Annotated in this window: 12 protein-coding genes; 11 read left to right on the top strand and 1 reads right to left on the bottom strand. The window is 32.6% G+C overall.

Annotated elements, in window-relative coordinates; translation table 11 throughout:
• Positions 1 to 59: 59 nt before the first annotated feature.
• From uvrC to T1L09_RS11010, 11 genes are all read left to right on the top strand, one after another.
• Positions 60 to 1,865, top strand: a complete 1,806-nt coding sequence (uvrC, locus tag T1L09_RS11060; RefSeq protein ID WP_322551021.1) for an excinuclease ABC subunit UvrC — start codon at positions 60 to 62, stop codon at positions 1,863 to 1,865.
• Entirely contained in the window at positions 1,865 to 4,066 is a 2,202-nt protein-coding gene (locus tag T1L09_RS11055) for a patatin-like phospholipase family protein (RefSeq protein ID WP_322551020.1), read from the top strand. Before uvrC ends, T1L09_RS11055 begins: the two co-directional genes overlap by 1 nt.
• Before the next feature lie 175 nt (positions 4,067 to 4,241).
• The gene (locus T1L09_RS11050; RefSeq protein ID WP_322551019.1) at positions 4,242 to 5,402 is read left to right on the top strand and encodes a homogentisate 1,2-dioxygenase; all 1,161 of its coding nucleotides are present in this window, start codon (positions 4,242 to 4,244) and stop codon (positions 5,400 to 5,402) included.
• Positions 5,403 to 5,481: 79 nt separating this feature from the next.
• Positions 5,482 to 6,642, top strand: coding sequence for a 4-hydroxyphenylpyruvate dioxygenase (gene hppD, locus T1L09_RS11045; RefSeq protein WP_322551018.1), 1,161 nt, complete (start codon positions 5,482 to 5,484; stop codon positions 6,640 to 6,642).
• Between the two features lie 283 nt (positions 6,643 to 6,925).
• The gene (locus T1L09_RS11040) at positions 6,926 to 7,702 is read left to right on the top strand and encodes a DUF3108 domain-containing protein (RefSeq protein WP_322551017.1); all 777 of its coding nucleotides are present in this window, start codon (positions 6,926 to 6,928) and stop codon (positions 7,700 to 7,702) included.
• Complete coding sequence (locus T1L09_RS11035; RefSeq protein ID WP_322551016.1) at positions 7,702 to 8,628, top strand: tryptophan 2,3-dioxygenase family protein; 927 nt, start codon at positions 7,702 to 7,704, stop codon at positions 8,626 to 8,628. The genes T1L09_RS11040 and T1L09_RS11035 overlap by 1 nt, the downstream gene beginning before the upstream one ends.
• Before the next feature lie 26 nt (positions 8,629 to 8,654).
• The gene (locus T1L09_RS11030) at positions 8,655 to 9,899 is read left to right on the top strand and encodes a peptidoglycan DD-metalloendopeptidase family protein (protein ID WP_322551015.1); all 1,245 of its coding nucleotides are present in this window, start codon (positions 8,655 to 8,657) and stop codon (positions 9,897 to 9,899) included.
• Positions 9,899 to 11,536, top strand: coding sequence for a glucose-6-phosphate isomerase (gene pgi, locus T1L09_RS11025; protein WP_322551014.1), 1,638 nt, complete (start codon positions 9,899 to 9,901; stop codon positions 11,534 to 11,536). The genes T1L09_RS11030 and pgi overlap by 1 nt, the downstream gene beginning before the upstream one ends.
• A 210-nt stretch (positions 11,537 to 11,746) precedes the next feature.
• A complete protein-coding gene (locus T1L09_RS11020; protein WP_322551013.1) occupies positions 11,747 to 14,455 on the top strand; it encodes a TonB-dependent receptor in 2,709 nt (902 codons plus the stop codon).
• Positions 14,456 to 14,551: 96 nt separating this feature from the next.
• On the top strand, positions 14,552 to 14,986 hold the full coding sequence (locus tag T1L09_RS11015; RefSeq protein ID WP_322551012.1) for a hypothetical protein: 435 nt from the start codon (positions 14,552 to 14,554) through the stop codon (positions 14,984 to 14,986).
• Between the two features lie 44 nt (positions 14,987 to 15,030).
• The gene (locus T1L09_RS11010) at positions 15,031 to 15,528 is read left to right on the top strand and encodes a septal ring lytic transglycosylase RlpA family protein (protein WP_322551011.1); all 498 of its coding nucleotides are present in this window, start codon (positions 15,031 to 15,033) and stop codon (positions 15,526 to 15,528) included.
• On the opposite strand, the gene T1L09_RS11005 is transcribed toward T1L09_RS11010, so the two are convergent.
• Positions 15,529 to 15,999, bottom strand: coding sequence for a CYTH domain-containing protein (locus tag T1L09_RS11005; protein WP_322551010.1), 471 nt, complete (start codon positions 15,997 to 15,999; stop codon positions 15,529 to 15,531).
• Between the last annotated feature and the right edge of the window lie 39 nt (positions 16,000 to 16,038).

Genomic DNA, 16,038 nt, shown 5'->3' with positions numbered 1-16,038 from the left:
ACTTCAAGATTTCAAAAACAAATCTCTTATCTTTGTTCTTTCCACTTTTTTTAACACCAATGCAAACACCATTAGAGCTTCAAATTCAAACGTTACCCGATAATCCGGGCGTTTATCAATATTATGATAAAGAAGGAAAAATTCTATATGTAGGAAAAGCAAAAAATTTAAAAAAACGCGTTCAATCTTATTTTACCAAAAATCACGACAATTACAAAACTTCGGTCTTAGTCAAGAAAATTGTTTCCATAAAACATATTGTGGTTCCTACGGAAACAGATGCTTTATTATTAGAAAACAATCTGATTAAAACATTACAACCTCGCTATAATGTTTTGTTGCGTGACGATAAAACATATCCTTGGATTTGTATTAAAAACGAACGTTTTTCAAGAGTTTTTTCGACGCGAAAAATGATAAAAGATGGTTCTGAATATTTCGGACCTTATACCAGTTTTAAAACTGTTTATACTATTTTAGATTTAATCAAAGAGTTGTATCCATTGCGAACTTGTAATTATGATTTGTCTAAAACAAATATAGATTCAGGAAAATTTAAGGTCTGTTTGGAATATCATATTGGCAATTGTAAAGGACCTTGTGAAGGATTTGAGTCGTTAGAAAATTACCAAAACCAGATTGAGAAAATTCGTCAGATTTTGAAAGGAAATTTCAAAGAAAGTTTGAAAGATTTCAAAAAATTAATGAACGATTTAGCCTCCGAAATGAAGTTTGAAGAAGCACAAAAAATCAAAGATAAAATTCAAGTTTTAGAAAATTATCAGTCGCGTTCTACGATTTTAAATCCGAAAATTACCAATATCGATGTGTTTTCAATTGTTTCAGATGAAGCGATGGCTTATGTGAATTTCTTGCAAATTTCGCACGGAGCTATTGTGCGTTCGCATACGTTAGAATTAAAGAAAAAATTAGACGAAACTGACGAAGAATTGCTAGAATTAGCCGTTGTAGAATTGCGCGAGCGTTTTCATTTGAATGCAAGAGAAGTTATTGTGCCATTTCCAATAGAATTAGGCGAAAACATTAAAATTACGGTGCCACAGTTAGGCGATAAAAAGCAAATTTTAGAACTTTCTGAAAGAAATGCTAAGTTTTATAGAATGGATCACTTGAAGCAAATTCAAATTGTGGATCCAGAACGTCATACGAATCGTATTATGGCGCAAATGAAGAAGGATTTACGTCTTTCAGTGGAGCCAAGACATATTGAATGTTTTGATAACTCAAATATTCAAGGAACCAACCCGGTTGCGGCCTGTGTGGTTTTTAAAGACGGAAAGCCAAGCAAGAAAGACTATCGCCATTTTAACATTAAAACTGTTGAAGGTCCAAATGATTTTGCTTCTATGGAAGAAGTGGTTTATAGGAGATACAAACGGATGTTAGATGAAAATCAGCCTTTGCCACAATTAATTATTATTGATGGAGGAAAAGGACAATTGTCTTCGGCATTAAAGAGTTTAGACGATTTAGGTTTGCGGGGAAAAATTGCTATTGTGGGTATCGCAAAACGATTAGAAGAATTATTTTATCCAGGCGATTCGGCACCATTATATTTGGATAAAAAATCGGAAACATTGAAGATTATTCAGTTTTTACGAAATGAAGCACATCGCTTTGGAATTACGCACCATCGCGATAAAAGAAGTAAAGCTGCATTAGCAAATAGCTTAGAAAGTATACCTGGAATTGGTGAAAAAACGATGATCACGTTAATGAAACATTTCAAAAGCGTTAAAAGAATGCAAAGCGCAGATGAAAAAGAAATTATAGAAGTAGTAGGAGTTTCAAAAGCCAAAAAAATTACCGACTTTTACAAAGCAAACACATCTGAAAATAAATAATGAAAAAAACTCTCTTGCTTTTGTCTGTGTTATTTCTAGTTCAAATTAGTTTTGGGCAAGAAAAGCCGCGCCCTAAAATAGGACTTGTTTTGAGTGGTGGAGGTGCTAAAGGATTAGCACATATTGGGGTATTAAAAGTAATAGATTCTTTAGGAATTAAAATCGATTATGTTACCGGAACTAGTATGGGCGCTATTATTGGGGGTTTATATGCTTCGGGTTATAATGCCAATCAATTGGATTCTATTTTTTCTCAAATCGATGTTGACGCTTTGCTACAAGATTACACGCCTCGTGAATCAAAAACATTTTACGAGAAACGAAATGACGAAATTTACGCACTAGCGCTACCTTTTAACAATTTTAAATTAGGTTTGCCTTCAGGTTTATCAAAAGGATTATATAATTTTAATTTGTTGTCCAAATTAACCCATCACGTAAGTAATGAAAGAGATTTTTCAAAACTTCCCATTCCTTTTTTATGCATTGCAACAAATGTAGAAACAGGTGAAAAAGTGGTTTTAAGTAAAGGTGTTTTAGCGCAGGCTATGCTTGCAAGTGGTGCACTTCCTACGTTATATAGTCCAGTTGTAATTGATGGAAAAATGTTGATTGATGGCGGTGTTGTAGACAATTATCCAATTGAAGAGTTGAAAAGTAGAAATATTGATTTTATTATCGGTGTGGATGTACAAGACGACTTAAAGTCAAGGGATGAATTAAGAAACGTTACTTCCGTTTTGGCACAAATCAATAATTTTTCGATGATTGAGAAGATGGAAGGTAAACGTTCTCTAACAACCATATATATTAAACCTGAAATAAAAGGATTTACGGTTGTAGATTTTCAAAAAGGAACGGGTATAATTAAAAAGGGCGAAGAAAAAGCGATAACATTTATAAACGAGTTACTTCCATTAGCTCAAAAAGAAAAAATAAACCGACCTTACATAAAAGAACAAGATTCAATTTATATAAAGGAAATTGGATTCAATAAATTAGACAATTATACAAGATCTTATATTATTGGAAAATTAAAATTTAAAAGAAATACTAAGGTTTCTTTTCAACAATTTCAAAAAGGAATATTGAATCTTAATGCGACTCAAAATTTTAGTTTCTTAAATTATTCGTTCGAAAAACTGGAAGATGGTGAAAAATTAGTCTTAGAATTACGCGAAAATAAAAACACCACTTATTTAAAATTTGGTTTGCACTATAATGATTTATATAAGAGTGGTATTTTATTAAATTATACCAAGAAAAAAGTACTTACAAAAAACGATGTGCTTTCTCTAGATCTTATTTTAGGAGACAATACACGCTATAACTTCGATTATTATATCGACAATGGTTTTTATTGGAGTTTTGGTTTTAGTTCCCGATTAGTTTCTTTTAATAAAAATGTTTCAACTGATTTTGGAAGTGGTGATTTGTTCGGCGTTTTAGGAATTAATTCAGTAAATGTAGATTTTTTAGATCTAAATAATCAAGCTTATTTTCAGACTGTTTTTGCTCAAAAAATGTCATTAGGTGTTGGTATAGAATACAAACATTTAAAAATTCAATCGCAAACAATTGAAAATACAGAGCCTGTTTTTGATAATAGCGGCTATTTTTCAACTTATGGTTATTTGAAATTTGATTCATTTGATCAGAAATATTTCCCAAGAAAAGGATTGTATTTTACCGGCGAATTGAAATCATTCCTATATTCCACTAACCATACTAATACATTTGAACGTTTTTCGGTCGCAAAAGCAGATTTTGGAATTGCACAAACATTTTATAAAACGGTTACTTTAAAATTTCAAACCGAAGGCGGATTTGCTTTTGGCGAACGTGGTGTTTCATTCTTTGATTTCATTTTAGGTGGTTATGGTTTTCAAACCGTCAATAACTTAAGACCTTTTTTAGGCTATGATTTTTTAAGTATTTCAGGCGATAGTTATGTAAAAGCTGGACTAACTGCCGATTACGAATTTTATAAAAAGCACCATTTGAACTTTACGGCTAATTTTGCTAATGCTGGTGATCGAATATTTGAAAAAACGGAACGCTGGTTAAGTAAACCTTCTTATACGGGTTATTCTTTTGGTTATGGAATGGAAACAATTGTTGGCCCTATTGAAGTAAAACATTCTTGGTCGCCTGAAACAAAAGATCATTATACTTGGTTTTCAGTTGGTTTTTGGTTTTAATGTTATTTTAAAAAAAAATTACGATATTTGTAGTAATGAAAAATTGGAACGAATTATTAGCCCATTTAAAATTCCTCATCAAGAGAAATCCTGAGTGAGTTTAATTTGTTTTTGATTAATACTTAGAGTTTCTTGCAACAAGGAGAAGCTTTTAAACTTTAAAAAACAAAAGAATATGCCAATATATCATAAATTAGGAGAAATTCCTCGCAAACGTCATACACAATTCCGCAAACCAAACGGCGATTTGTATTATGAGCAATTGATTGGAACTGTCGGTTTCGACGGAATGTCAACCAATGCATATCACGAGCAAAGACCAACTCAAGTCAAAGAAATAAGAAGTCAATATAGTGTTGCGCCAAAAATCGCAATTCAAAACAACATTAAGTCTTATAAGCTTAGAGGTTTTGAAGTGGCGCCGCAAGATGATTATTTAGAAAGTCGAAAAATTGTTTTGACCAATTCAGATTGTCATATCGTTTTAGCGTCGCCTAGAAAATCGATGACGGATTATTTCTACAAAAATACCGATTCTGATGAAGTTATTTTCATTCACAAAGGAACTGGAAAACTAAGAACTATGCTTGGAAATTTAGATTTTCAGTATGGCGATTATTTAGTTGTACCTCGCGGAATGATTTATAAAATGGATTTTGATGATGAAGATAATCGCTTGTTTATTGTAGAATCGCATTCTCCTGTTTATACCCCAAAACAATACAGAAACTGGTTTGGACAATTGTTAGAACATTCGCCTTTTTGCGAAAGAGATATTCGCCGTCCGGAAGAATTAGAAACGTATAATGAAAGTGGCGAATTTGTAGTAAAAGTAAAAAAGAAAGATGAAATTTTTGAAATCGTTTACGCGTCTCATCCTTTTGATGTAGTTGGATATGATGGTTACAATTATCCGTATGCTTTTTCTATTCACGACTTTGAACCGATCACAGGTAGAATTCATTTACCGCCACCAATTCATCAAACATTTGAATCTAGCGCATTCGTAATTTGTTCGTTTGTCCCTCGACTATATGATTATCATCCTTTATCGATTCCTGCTCCGTATAACCATAGTAATATTGATGCCGATGAGGTTTTATATTATGTCGATGGCGATTTCATGAGTAGAAATGATGTGAAGCCAGGAAACATTTCACTGCATCCAGCGGGAATTCCTCACGGACCACATCCGGGTGCTGCGGAAAGAAGCATTGGTAAAAAAGAAACGTTAGAATTAGCAGTAATGGTTGATACATTCAAACCTTTAATGGTTACGGAAGAAGCGATGAAAATTGCCGATGATACCTACTATCAATCTTGGTTAGAAAAATAAAAAATAAATAAATTAGCAAGTTGAATTGTTTCAGCTTTTAAAAAATACATAACAACACTTTTAAATAATACAATAAATTATGTCACAAGAAATTAAAAACGTAGAATACGGATTAGAGAAAATTTTCGAAGGAGCACAAGACTTTCTTCCCTTATTAGGAACTGATTATGTAGAGTTCTATGTTGGAAATGCAAAACAAGCGGCACATTTTTACAAAACTGCATTTGGATTTGAATCATTAGCTTATTCAGGTTTAGAAACGGGCGTTAGAGACCGAGCTTCTTATGTTTTAAAACAAGATAAAATCCGTTTGGTTTTAACTACCGCTTTAAATAGTGATTCGCCAATTGGAGAACACGTAAAAAAACATGGTGATGGTGTTAAAATCGTTGCTTTATGGGTAGAAGATGCACGTTCGGCTTACGAAGAAACCATCAAGCGTGGTGCGAAATCATACATGGAACCAACGGTAGAAACTGACGAGCACGGTGAAGTAGTAAGAGCCGGAATTTATACTTATGGAGAAACTGTTCACATGTTTGTAGAGCGTAAAAACTACAAAGGAATTTTCTTGCCAGGGTATAAAGAATGGAAATCAGATTATAAGCCTACATCGGTTGGATTAAAATACATTGACCACATGGTTGGAAATGTGGGATGGAACGAAATGAATGTTTGGGTAAAATGGTATGAAGATGTTATGGGATTTGTGAATTTCCTATCGTTTGATGACAAGCAAATTACTACAGAATATTCGGCTTTGATGTCAAAAGTAATGAGTAACGGAAACGGAAGAATTAAATTCCCAATCAACGAACCAGCAGAAGGAAAGAAAAAATCTCAAATTGAAGAATATTTAGATTTTTATGAAGGTGCTGGTGTGCAACATATTGCCGTTGCAACAGATGACATTCTTAAAACAGTTGCAGAAATGCGCGCTAGAGGAATTGAATTCTTAAGTACGCCTCCAAAAACATATTATGACGCTATTCCAGAGCGTTTAAAAGATCACATGTCTAATTTTAAGGAAGATATCACCGAACTTCAAAAATTAGGAATTATGATTGATGCGGACGAAGAAGGTTATTTATTGCAAATTTTCACCAAACCAATTGAAGACAGACCAACGCTTTTTTTCGAAATTATTCAAAGAATGGGTGCTAGAGGATTTGGAGCAGGAAATTTTAAAGCGCTTTTCGAATCCATTGAAAGAGAACAGGCTTTGAGAGGAACGCTATAAAAATTATAAATATTTAACAATTCATTAAGCTTTGAGGTTGTAGGAATGTGTATTTTGATAAAAATATGTTAAAGTTTGTTTTTCATTACGAATAATTCAAAATTCAACATACCTTTGCACTCGCAAAACAGAGAGGTAGTTTGCTTTGTTTTGTATAAATTTCATAATTTATAGTTTTTTGGTTGGTTAATAGCATAAAAACTCAGTCACATCTTTGACTGGGTTTTTTTGTTTTGTATTTTTGGAACGGAAATTGCATTTTAATTTCTAAAAAAGATATATTATGAAAAAGTTTATATTACTTCTAAGTTTATTTGTCTTGACAAATTCATTTGTTCAAAGAGAAGATGCATTCATAACAGGGGAATATGTGAAACTAAGAATTCACTACGGACTTGTAAATGCAGGCTATGCAACTTTAGAAATTAAAGATGCCGTAAAAAACAATAAGAAAGTACATCACGTTGTAGGAAAAGGTTGGACCGTAGGCATGACGAAGTTCTTTTTCAAAGTAGAAGATAATTACGAAAGCTATTTTGATAAAGAAACCGGAAGACCCTATCAATTTGTGAGAAAAATTGATGAAGGTGGACACTTTAAAAATCAAGAAGGATTTTTTGATCAAACAAAAAATAGCGTTTTGGTAAAAGACTATAAACACAATACGGAAAAAACGTTCAATGTTCCCGGAGAAGTGCAAGACATTATGTCATCCTTTTATTATTTAAGAAATCATCCAAAAATTGACAAACTAAATATAGGCGAGTCTATTTCTATCGATATGTTTTTTGATGAGGAAACGACGAAATTTAAGTTAAAATTTTTAGGTAGAGAAGATATAAATACTAAATTTGGTAAAGTTTCCTGTTTGATATTCCGTCCTTACGTTCAAGCAGGAAGGGTTTTTAAAGAAGAGGAAAGTTTAACAGTTTGGATATCAGACGATGACAACAAAATCCCTATTCGATTAAAAGCTAATTTAGCTGTCGGATCAATAAAAGCAGATATTGATGCTTTTAGAGGTTTGAAGAATTCGTTTAAAATTAAAGCAAAAAAATAATGGAAATTACGCCACAAATTCAAGAACAATTAAATCAGTTGAATGATAAGTTCGAAGGGATTAATCAAAATACTTCAACGCATTTAGAAGGATTGCTTTGGGCGAAACCAATTACCTACTGGGATTATATCCAAACGGATGCGCTGTTAAATATACAAACACAACGAACAACACTTCCTGATGAAATGGTTTTCATTATGTATCATCAAGTGAATGAATTGTTGTTTAAAATGATTCTTTGGGAAATGGGACAACTTTGTCATACCGAAAAACCATCAACAGTCTTTTTTACTGAAAAATTAGGAAGAATTAGTCGATACTTTGACATGCTAACCACCTCGTTCGACATTATGAAAGACGGAATGGAGCCTGAACAGTATCTGAAATTTAGAAATACATTAACACCTGCAAGTGGTTTTCAGTCGGCACAGTATCGCTTGATTGAATTTTCATCCACAGACTTAATTAATCTAATTGATCTTCGCTTTAGGGCAACTATAGATAGAAATACGCCATACGAGCATGCTTTTGAACATTTGTATTGGCAAGCAGCAGGGAAAGATTATCACACAGGGAAGAAATCATATCTTTTGTTAGAGTTTGAGAAAAGGTATAAAAAACAATTTCTCGAATATATGGAAGAGTATAATACCATAAATCTTCTCAGAAAGTTTAAACAATTACCTGAAGCTGATCAAAAAAATCCAGAATTGGTTGCGGCAATGCGTCACTACGATAGAACTGTAAATATCACTTGGGTAATGGGTCATTTTAACGCAGCTAAAAAGTACATTGAAAGTGTTCCAGGAAATCATGAAGCTACAGGTGGTAGTGATTGGAAAAAATACATGTTGCCAAAATATCAAAAAAGAATCTTTTTTCCAGAGTTGTGGAGTGAAGAAGAATTAGAGCACTGGGGAGAATAATAGCATTTGAAATAAACAAAATTACATTGAGATATTTAATTATAACAATCATTTGTATCACCTTTTTTACATCTTGTAATTCAAAGGGAGATAAAAAAGATAATCAAGATAAGAAACCAATAGAAAAAGTTGAACCAATTATCAAAGAGTATGGTTTTACTTTTAATGATTATGATGTCGTGAAAGACACCATTAAATCGGGTGATACTTTTAGTGCCATTTTATCTAAATATCCATTAAAAGATAGTTTAAAAGTTCATAATGTGATAGAAAAGATAAGAGAAACTTTCAATGTCAGAAGGATTAAAGCAGGAAAGCCGTATCTTTTTTTCTTAGACAAAAAAAAGCCACACACCTTGCAAGCTTTGGTTTATATTGAAGATCGAATTAATTACACGGTTGTCGATTTTAGGGATTCGCTTACAATTAGTAACATTCAAAAACCTACGTCTGTTAAAAGGAGAATTGTTGCAACAGAGATCAATGGTTCTTTGTCAGAAACTTTAAGTAATGCAGGCGTAAGCGCGTCGTTAGCGCCAAAATTAGCAAGCGTTTACGCTTACACTATTGACTTTTTTAAAATTCAAAAAGGAGATAAATTTGCAGTTATCTTAAATGAAAAATATATAGATGATTCGGTTTATGTTGGTGTCGAAAGTATTGAAGCATCTTATTTTGAACATCGAGGAAAAAAAATATTTGCTTTTCCTTATAAATTACGTGAAGACCAAAAAACCGGAGATTTTTACGATGAAAATGGAAAGGGTTTAAAAAGTATGTTCCTAAAAGCACCTTTAGACTATTTTAGAATATCGTCGCGCTTCTCAGGGAAAAGATTTCATCCGGTTCAAATGCGCTTCAAAGCACATAATGGAACTGATTATGCTGCGCCACATGGAACACCAATTAAAACGACTGCTTCAGGTGTTGTAGAACGAACAGGTTATACCGCAGGAAATGGAAATTTTGTTAAGGTCAGACATAGCGCTACGTATTCAACACAATATTTACATATGTCAAAAATTCTAGTTCGAAATGGACAAAGTGTTTCGCAAGGCCAAGTCATTGGAAAAGTGGGAAGTACTGGATTAGCTACAGGTCCACACGTTTGTTATCGTTTTTGGAAAAACGGCGTTCAAGTAGATCCGCTACGATTGAAACTTCCTAATACAGAACCAATGGGAAGCAATGACAAAGTAAAATATTTAAAACATATTGAGCCACTTAAAAGAGAATTGGACAGTATAACTGAAGTAAAATTTAAAGAGTAATGGCACTTCAAACAGTAAATCCAACACAAACTGTTGCTTGGAAAAAACTTCAATCGCATTTTGAAACAATGAAAAATGTTCAAATGCAAGATTTGTTTGCGAATGATAAGTTGAGGGCAGAAAAAATGCACATTGAATGGTGTGATTTTCTGGTCGATTATTCTAAAAATATTGTTACCGATGAAACTATAAAACTTTTTCTTGATTTAGCAAACGAAGTACAGTTGAAGGAAGCTATTTCAAAATATTTTGATGGCGATTTAATCAATCAAACCGAGAACAGAAGTGTGCTACATACCGCATTGCGAGCATCTGAAAATACTTCCATTCTAGTAGCTGGTGAAAATATAATTCCAGAAATTTATTCAGTAAAAAATAAAATTAAAAAGTTTTCAGAGGAAGTTATTTTAGGTAAAAGAAAAGGATTTTCAGGAAAACACTTTACGGATATTGTAAATATTGGAATTGGCGGTTCAGATTTAGGGCCGGCTATGGCTGTCGAAGCTTTGCAGTTTTATAAAAATCATTTGAAAATTCATTTTGTTTCAAATATTGATGGCGATCACATTAGTGAAGTTTTAAAACAATTAAATCCTGAAACGACACTTTTTGTAATAGTATCAAAAACTTTTACAACGCAAGAAACCATTTCAAACGCCACTACTATTAAAAATTGGTTTTTAAAAACAGGAACACAGTCAGATGTAGCCAAGCATTTTGTAGCCGTTTCTTCCAATAGTCAAAAAGTGGCCGACTTTGGAATCGATGCTGAGGTTCTATTTCCAATGTGGGACTGGGTCGGGGGTCGTTTTTCACTTTGGAGTGCTGTAGGATTGTCTATTAGTTTAGCCGTTGGATTTGATCATTTTGATTCTTTATTAAAAGGAGCAAATCGAATGGATGAGCATTTTAAAAATGAATCATTCGATAAAAATATACCTGTTGTTTTAGCATTTTTAAGTATTTGGTACAATAATTTTTTTGGTGCCGAAAGCGAAGCAATTATTCCTTACACGCAATATTTGAATAAATTGGTGCCTTATTTGCAACAAGGAATTATGGAAAGTAATGGGAAAAGTATTGGAAGAGACGGTAAGTCTATAGCTTATCAAACGGGAACTATAATTTGGGGTGAACCTGGTTCCAACTCACAACACGCTTTTTTTCAGTTAATTCATCAAGGAACAAAATTAATTCCTACCGATTTCATAGGTTTTAAGGAAGCATTGTACGGAAATAAAGAACATCACGATAAACTGATGTCTAACTTTTTCGCACAAACGGAGTCATTATTAATAGGGAAAACGGTTACACAAGTTGTAGCTGATTTAAATAAATTAGGTATTTCACCTGAAAAAATTGAATTTTTAGCACCTTTCAAAATTTTTGCAGGAAACAAACCAACAAATACGCTTTTGATTGAGAAACTTACTCCTGAATCCTTGGGTTCACTAATAGCGCTATACGAACATAAAATTTTTGTACAAGGCATAATTTGGAATATTTTTAGTTTTGACCAATGGGGCGTTGAGCTTGGAAAGCAATCTGCAAGCACCATTTTAGAAGAAATAGAAACCAAAAAAGTGGGCATTCATAATAGCTCAACTTCTTTTTTATTAAAAAAATACTTTGTTTAAGTTACATCATCTTTACAAAAATCAAAATCCTTAACTAAATAATTGAGGATTTTCTTTTTTTATTTCATATTCATCGATGAATTACAATATAATGGCGGTAAAACATCAAATGATTGTTTTTTAATGTATTAAACAATTTTGTTAACATTGGCTTAACATTTGAATTGAAATCTTGTAAGAAATTTGCAAAAACATTTTAAAACACAACAAATGAAGATTTTTAAAAATGCATTGCTTTATGGGTTTTTATTTTTATCAACCCTAACGGTATTTTCACAATCAAAAATTACAGGAATTGTAATTGATCAAGAGCTGAATCAACCATTAGCTGGAGCAAGTGTTATTGTAAAAGGTACAACTACAGGAACAGCAACAGACTTTGATGGAAAATTTGAAATTACTTCATCTTCTAAGTCTGGTGAAGTTGTTATTACTTATTTAGGCTTTGAATCAAAAACAGTTAAATTTACAATCAGCGGTAATGCAGTAAATTTAGGAAACATTGCCATATCACCAGATGCTAATCAGCTTGAAGAAGTTGTTTTAGTAGGTAAAGGAATTATTGATGTTGCTAAAGAGCGTAAAACTCCTATTGCAGTTTCAACAATTAGAGCAGCTGATATTCAAGCTAAAGTAGGTACTTCGGATGTTACGCAAGCTATGGTAAACACACCATCGGTTTATGTAGCTGGTCAAGCTGGAGGTTATGGAGATTCAAGAATTACAGTTCGTGGTTTTCAACAAGATAACACGGCATTTTTATTAAATGGACAACCAATTAATGGAATGGAAGATGGTAAAATCTATTGGTCAAACTGGTCTGGAATGTCCGATATTGCTAATTTTATTCAAGTTCAAAGAGGTTTAGGTTCTTCTAAATTAGCTATTTCTTCTGTTGGTGGAACGGTTAACTTTGTGACTAAGGCTACGGATAAAAAAGAAGGTGGTTTCGCTTCTATGGGTGTTGCAAATAGCGATTATTTCAAAACTGTAGCGGGTTATAATACAGGTATGAATGCTAAAGGATTTGGTATGAGTATTATGTTGTCGCATTGGCAAGGTGATGGTTACAACCAAGGAACAAAAGGAGAAGGACAAAATTATTTCATTTCTTTCGGATACAAACCTAATGAAAAACATAATTTCAACTTCTTGTTGACAGGTGCACCACAATCTCATGATCAAAATTTTTCAAAAGCTATTAGTTCATATTTACAGTATGGTCGAAAATACAACAATAACTTTGGTTACTTAAATGGAAATTATATTTCAGAACGAACTAATTTTTATCACAAACCAGTGGCGAATTTAAACTGGGATTACGAAATCAATAATACAACTTCATTGTCAACGGTTTTATACGCATCTTGGGGACGTGGTGGAGGAACAGGTAATTATGGAAGAGGGAAAAGAACTACTGCAGAAGGATATATAGATTTTGATGCGATTTACGCTAATAATACGGCAGATGCTGATGGAATAGGTTCAGCAGAAAGTACTGATCCAAACAGAAATAATAATTATGTTATTAGAGCTTCAATGAATAACCATGCTTGGTATGGTTTAGTATCGAATTTCAAAAAAGAATTGAATGACAATTTGAATTTAAATTTTGGTTTAGATTTAAGAACATATAACGGCGATCATTACCGTCAAGTAAGTAACTTTTTAGGATTAAATGGCTGGACAGAAACGAGACCATTGAGAGATAATAACCACGTAATTCCAAATCCTAATACTTTACCTATAGGTACAAATACGGTCAATCAATCTTACAGTATAAATCCGTGGGACGCTTTCTTTAATACTGCAAGCAATGGTCAGAAAATAGATTATGACTACAGCGAAACTATTTCTTATGGTGGTTTGTTTGGTCAGTTAGAATATTCAAAAGATAATTTGTCTGCATTTTTCCAGGGAGCTGTTTCAAATCAATCACACCAAAGATTTGATCATTATGACTATCAGTCTGCTTTTGAAAATTCAGAAAAAGTTGATAATATTGGCTATAACGTGAAAGCAGGAGGAAGTTATATTATTGCAGATCAACATTCGGTTTATGTAAATTCAGGTTATTATTCACGTCAACCATACCACGATAATATTTATTTAAACTATACTAACCAAGTAAATCCATTAACGGAAAACGAAAAAGTTTTAGGTTTGGAAGCAGGTTATAACTTTAAATCTAAATTATTCTCGGCAAGTGTAAATGCATATAGAACAACTTGGGAAGATCGAGTAGTTACTAATTCAGGAGTTGTAGCGGCAAACGGCGTAATCGGAACCACACCTGTTTCTGCAGGAGATGTGATTTTTACAGAAAACCAAGGTGTAAAACAAGTGCATAGAGGTTTGGAACTAGATTTTGTAGTAAAACCAGCGACTAATCTAGATTTTAGAGGTTTTGCTTCTGTCGGGAATTGGGAGTATGAAGGTGACGCAGTCAGTACGGTAAGAAATGAAAGTTTAAATCCATTACTTGTAACTGTTAAAGATCTTGACGGTGGTAAAGTTGGAGATGCTGCTCAAATTACTTGGGGATTAGGTGCTAAATATGAATTTTTACCTCGTTTCTCAATTGATGCTGATTGGAGAACTTACGATAAACTTTATGCAAATGTGGCTACTAAAGAGAACTTAGAATTGCCAAGTTATGATTTAGTAGATGCTGGTATTTCATATAAAATGTTAGTAGGAAAAGACAAACTAAATTCTGTGAATTTCAGATTTAATATGAATAACGTTTTTGGCGAAGTTTATTTATCTGAAATTGGACAATCATTCGCTTCTGGAAATGTTGACGGTGTTTTCCCAACAACTAACACGTCAACAACTTATAAAGGAATTGACGTTAAAAATCAAGGTTACTTCGGTTTCGGAAGAACTTGGAATTTCACAATTCGTTATAATTTCTAAATCGAGTTAAAATATCTTAAAAAACCTCTCAGTCATTTTTTTTGATTAAGAGGTTTTTTATTTCTTATATTTGTAATTAACTAATAACTAAAAACTATGAATCAGGCTCTACTTAATGTTCACTCGTATTTGGCTTATGCAGCATTAATACTGTTAGTTTTAGCTTCAATTAATGCAATTGTAGGCTTAACCTCTAAAAAGTTCTTTAAAGACAAAGATTTGAGATTGTCATTGTTTACATTAATCGTTTGTCACACCCAATTATTGGTAGGTTTAATTGTTTATTTTGTTTCTGAAAAAGGATTTCAAGCTTTTGCAATTGAAGGAGCGATGAAAAATCCGGAATTAAGATTAACAATGTTAGAGCATCCACTAATTAATATTATTGCATTAGCATTAATTACAATCGGGTGGTCAAAACATAAAAAAGAAGAAAGTAATAATGGTAAATTCAAGAAAATTGCCATTTTCTATACATTAGGCTTGCTATTAATTTTATTACGTTTACCTTGGAGTAGCTGGTTAAATTAATTTTCGGCACAAAATTTGGTAATAAGAACCACAAAAAACAATATATGAACAAGAATATCTTAACATTATCGTTTGCGTTGCTTATTACAATGTTACTAAGCTTTTCTCACAAAAATCATCTGAATTTTGAGAGAAAAGCTTCTTTTTTAGACACCATAAAGAAAAAAGATTCCATCACATTAGATTCTATAAAAGCAATTGATTCTATAAAATTTGCCGATTCTATTGCGAATTTAGAAACGCGTTTGTTCAAAAAGAATGTCGAAGCTTCGCATTATTCCGACAAACTAAACGGCAGAAGAACGGCTAGTGGAAAAGTGTTTAACAACAACAATTATACGGCAGCACACAAAACATTGAAATTTGGAACAAAGGTAAAAATAACAAATATTGTTAATAATAAAAGTGTTGTTGTCACCATTACAGACAGAGGACCTTTTACTAAAAACAGAGAAATAGATATCGCTAAAAAACCATTTTTAGACATTTCTCACAACAGGGGCAGAGGGTTGCTCCGCGTAAATATTGAAGTAATTCAATAATTATTCCCAAGTTGTAAATGGATTTTCACTCAAATATGAGTTGAAAAAACGTTTGTCACCAGTAACTTCAATTCCGAGCCATTTGGGTTTTTCAAAAAATTCATTTTCTTCAGAAAGTTCTACTTCAGCCATAATTAAGCCTTGATTTTCTCCGGAAAAAACATCTACTTCAAACGTATGTTTTCCGACCAGAATCTCATAACGAATTTTATCAATAATTCCTTTTTCGCACAATTGAAGCAATAATTCGGCTTCCGCAACAGCAATTTCTGTTTCCCATTCAAAGCGAGTAGTTCCAGAAGCATTTCCTTTTCCTTTAATGGTCAAAAAACCTTTTTCACCTTTTATTCTAACTCTAACAGTTCTAGAAGGATTTGAATTTAAATAACCTTGAACAATACGATTTTGGTTGTTGCTTTGTGCAATAAAATCAATTGATGTAACCAAAAATTTGCGTTCTATTTCTTCCAAAATTTAATATTTATTTAGGTAACGAAAGTAAGGAAAAAA

The organism is Flavobacterium psychraquaticum, assembly GCF_034497725.1.
GTDB classification, from domain to species: domain Bacteria; phylum Bacteroidota; class Bacteroidia; order Flavobacteriales; family Flavobacteriaceae; genus Flavobacterium; species Flavobacterium psychraquaticum.
This window is presented reverse-complemented; position numbering and strand designations above follow the sequence as displayed.

Bases quoted from the DNA above. Each gene is read 5' to 3' on its own strand.
- uvrC (WP_322551021.1), top strand. From the start codon at position 60: ATGCAAACACCATTAGAGCTTCAAATTCAAACGTTACCCGATAATCCG.
- pgi (WP_322551014.1), top strand. From the start codon at position 9,899: ATGGCACTTCAAACAGTAAATCCAACACAAACTGTTGCTTGGAAAAAA.
- T1L09_RS11015 (WP_322551012.1), top strand. From the start codon at position 14,552: ATGAATCAGGCTCTACTTAATGTTCACTCGTATTTGGCTTATGCAGCA.
- T1L09_RS11055 (WP_322551020.1), top strand. From the start codon at position 1,865: ATGAAAAAAACTCTCTTGCTTTTGTCTGTGTTATTTCTAGTTCAAATT.
- T1L09_RS11050 (WP_322551019.1), top strand. From the start codon at position 4,242: ATGCCAATATATCATAAATTAGGAGAAATTCCTCGCAAACGTCATACA.
- hppD (WP_322551018.1), top strand. From the start codon at position 5,482: ATGTCACAAGAAATTAAAAACGTAGAATACGGATTAGAGAAAATTTTC.
- T1L09_RS11010 (WP_322551011.1), top strand. From the start codon at position 15,031: ATGAACAAGAATATCTTAACATTATCGTTTGCGTTGCTTATTACAATG.
- T1L09_RS11020 (WP_322551013.1), top strand. From the start codon at position 11,747: ATGAAGATTTTTAAAAATGCATTGCTTTATGGGTTTTTATTTTTATCA.
- T1L09_RS11035 (WP_322551016.1), top strand. From the start codon at position 7,702: ATGGAAATTACGCCACAAATTCAAGAACAATTAAATCAGTTGAATGAT.
- T1L09_RS11040 (WP_322551017.1), top strand. From the start codon at position 6,926: ATGAAAAAGTTTATATTACTTCTAAGTTTATTTGTCTTGACAAATTCA.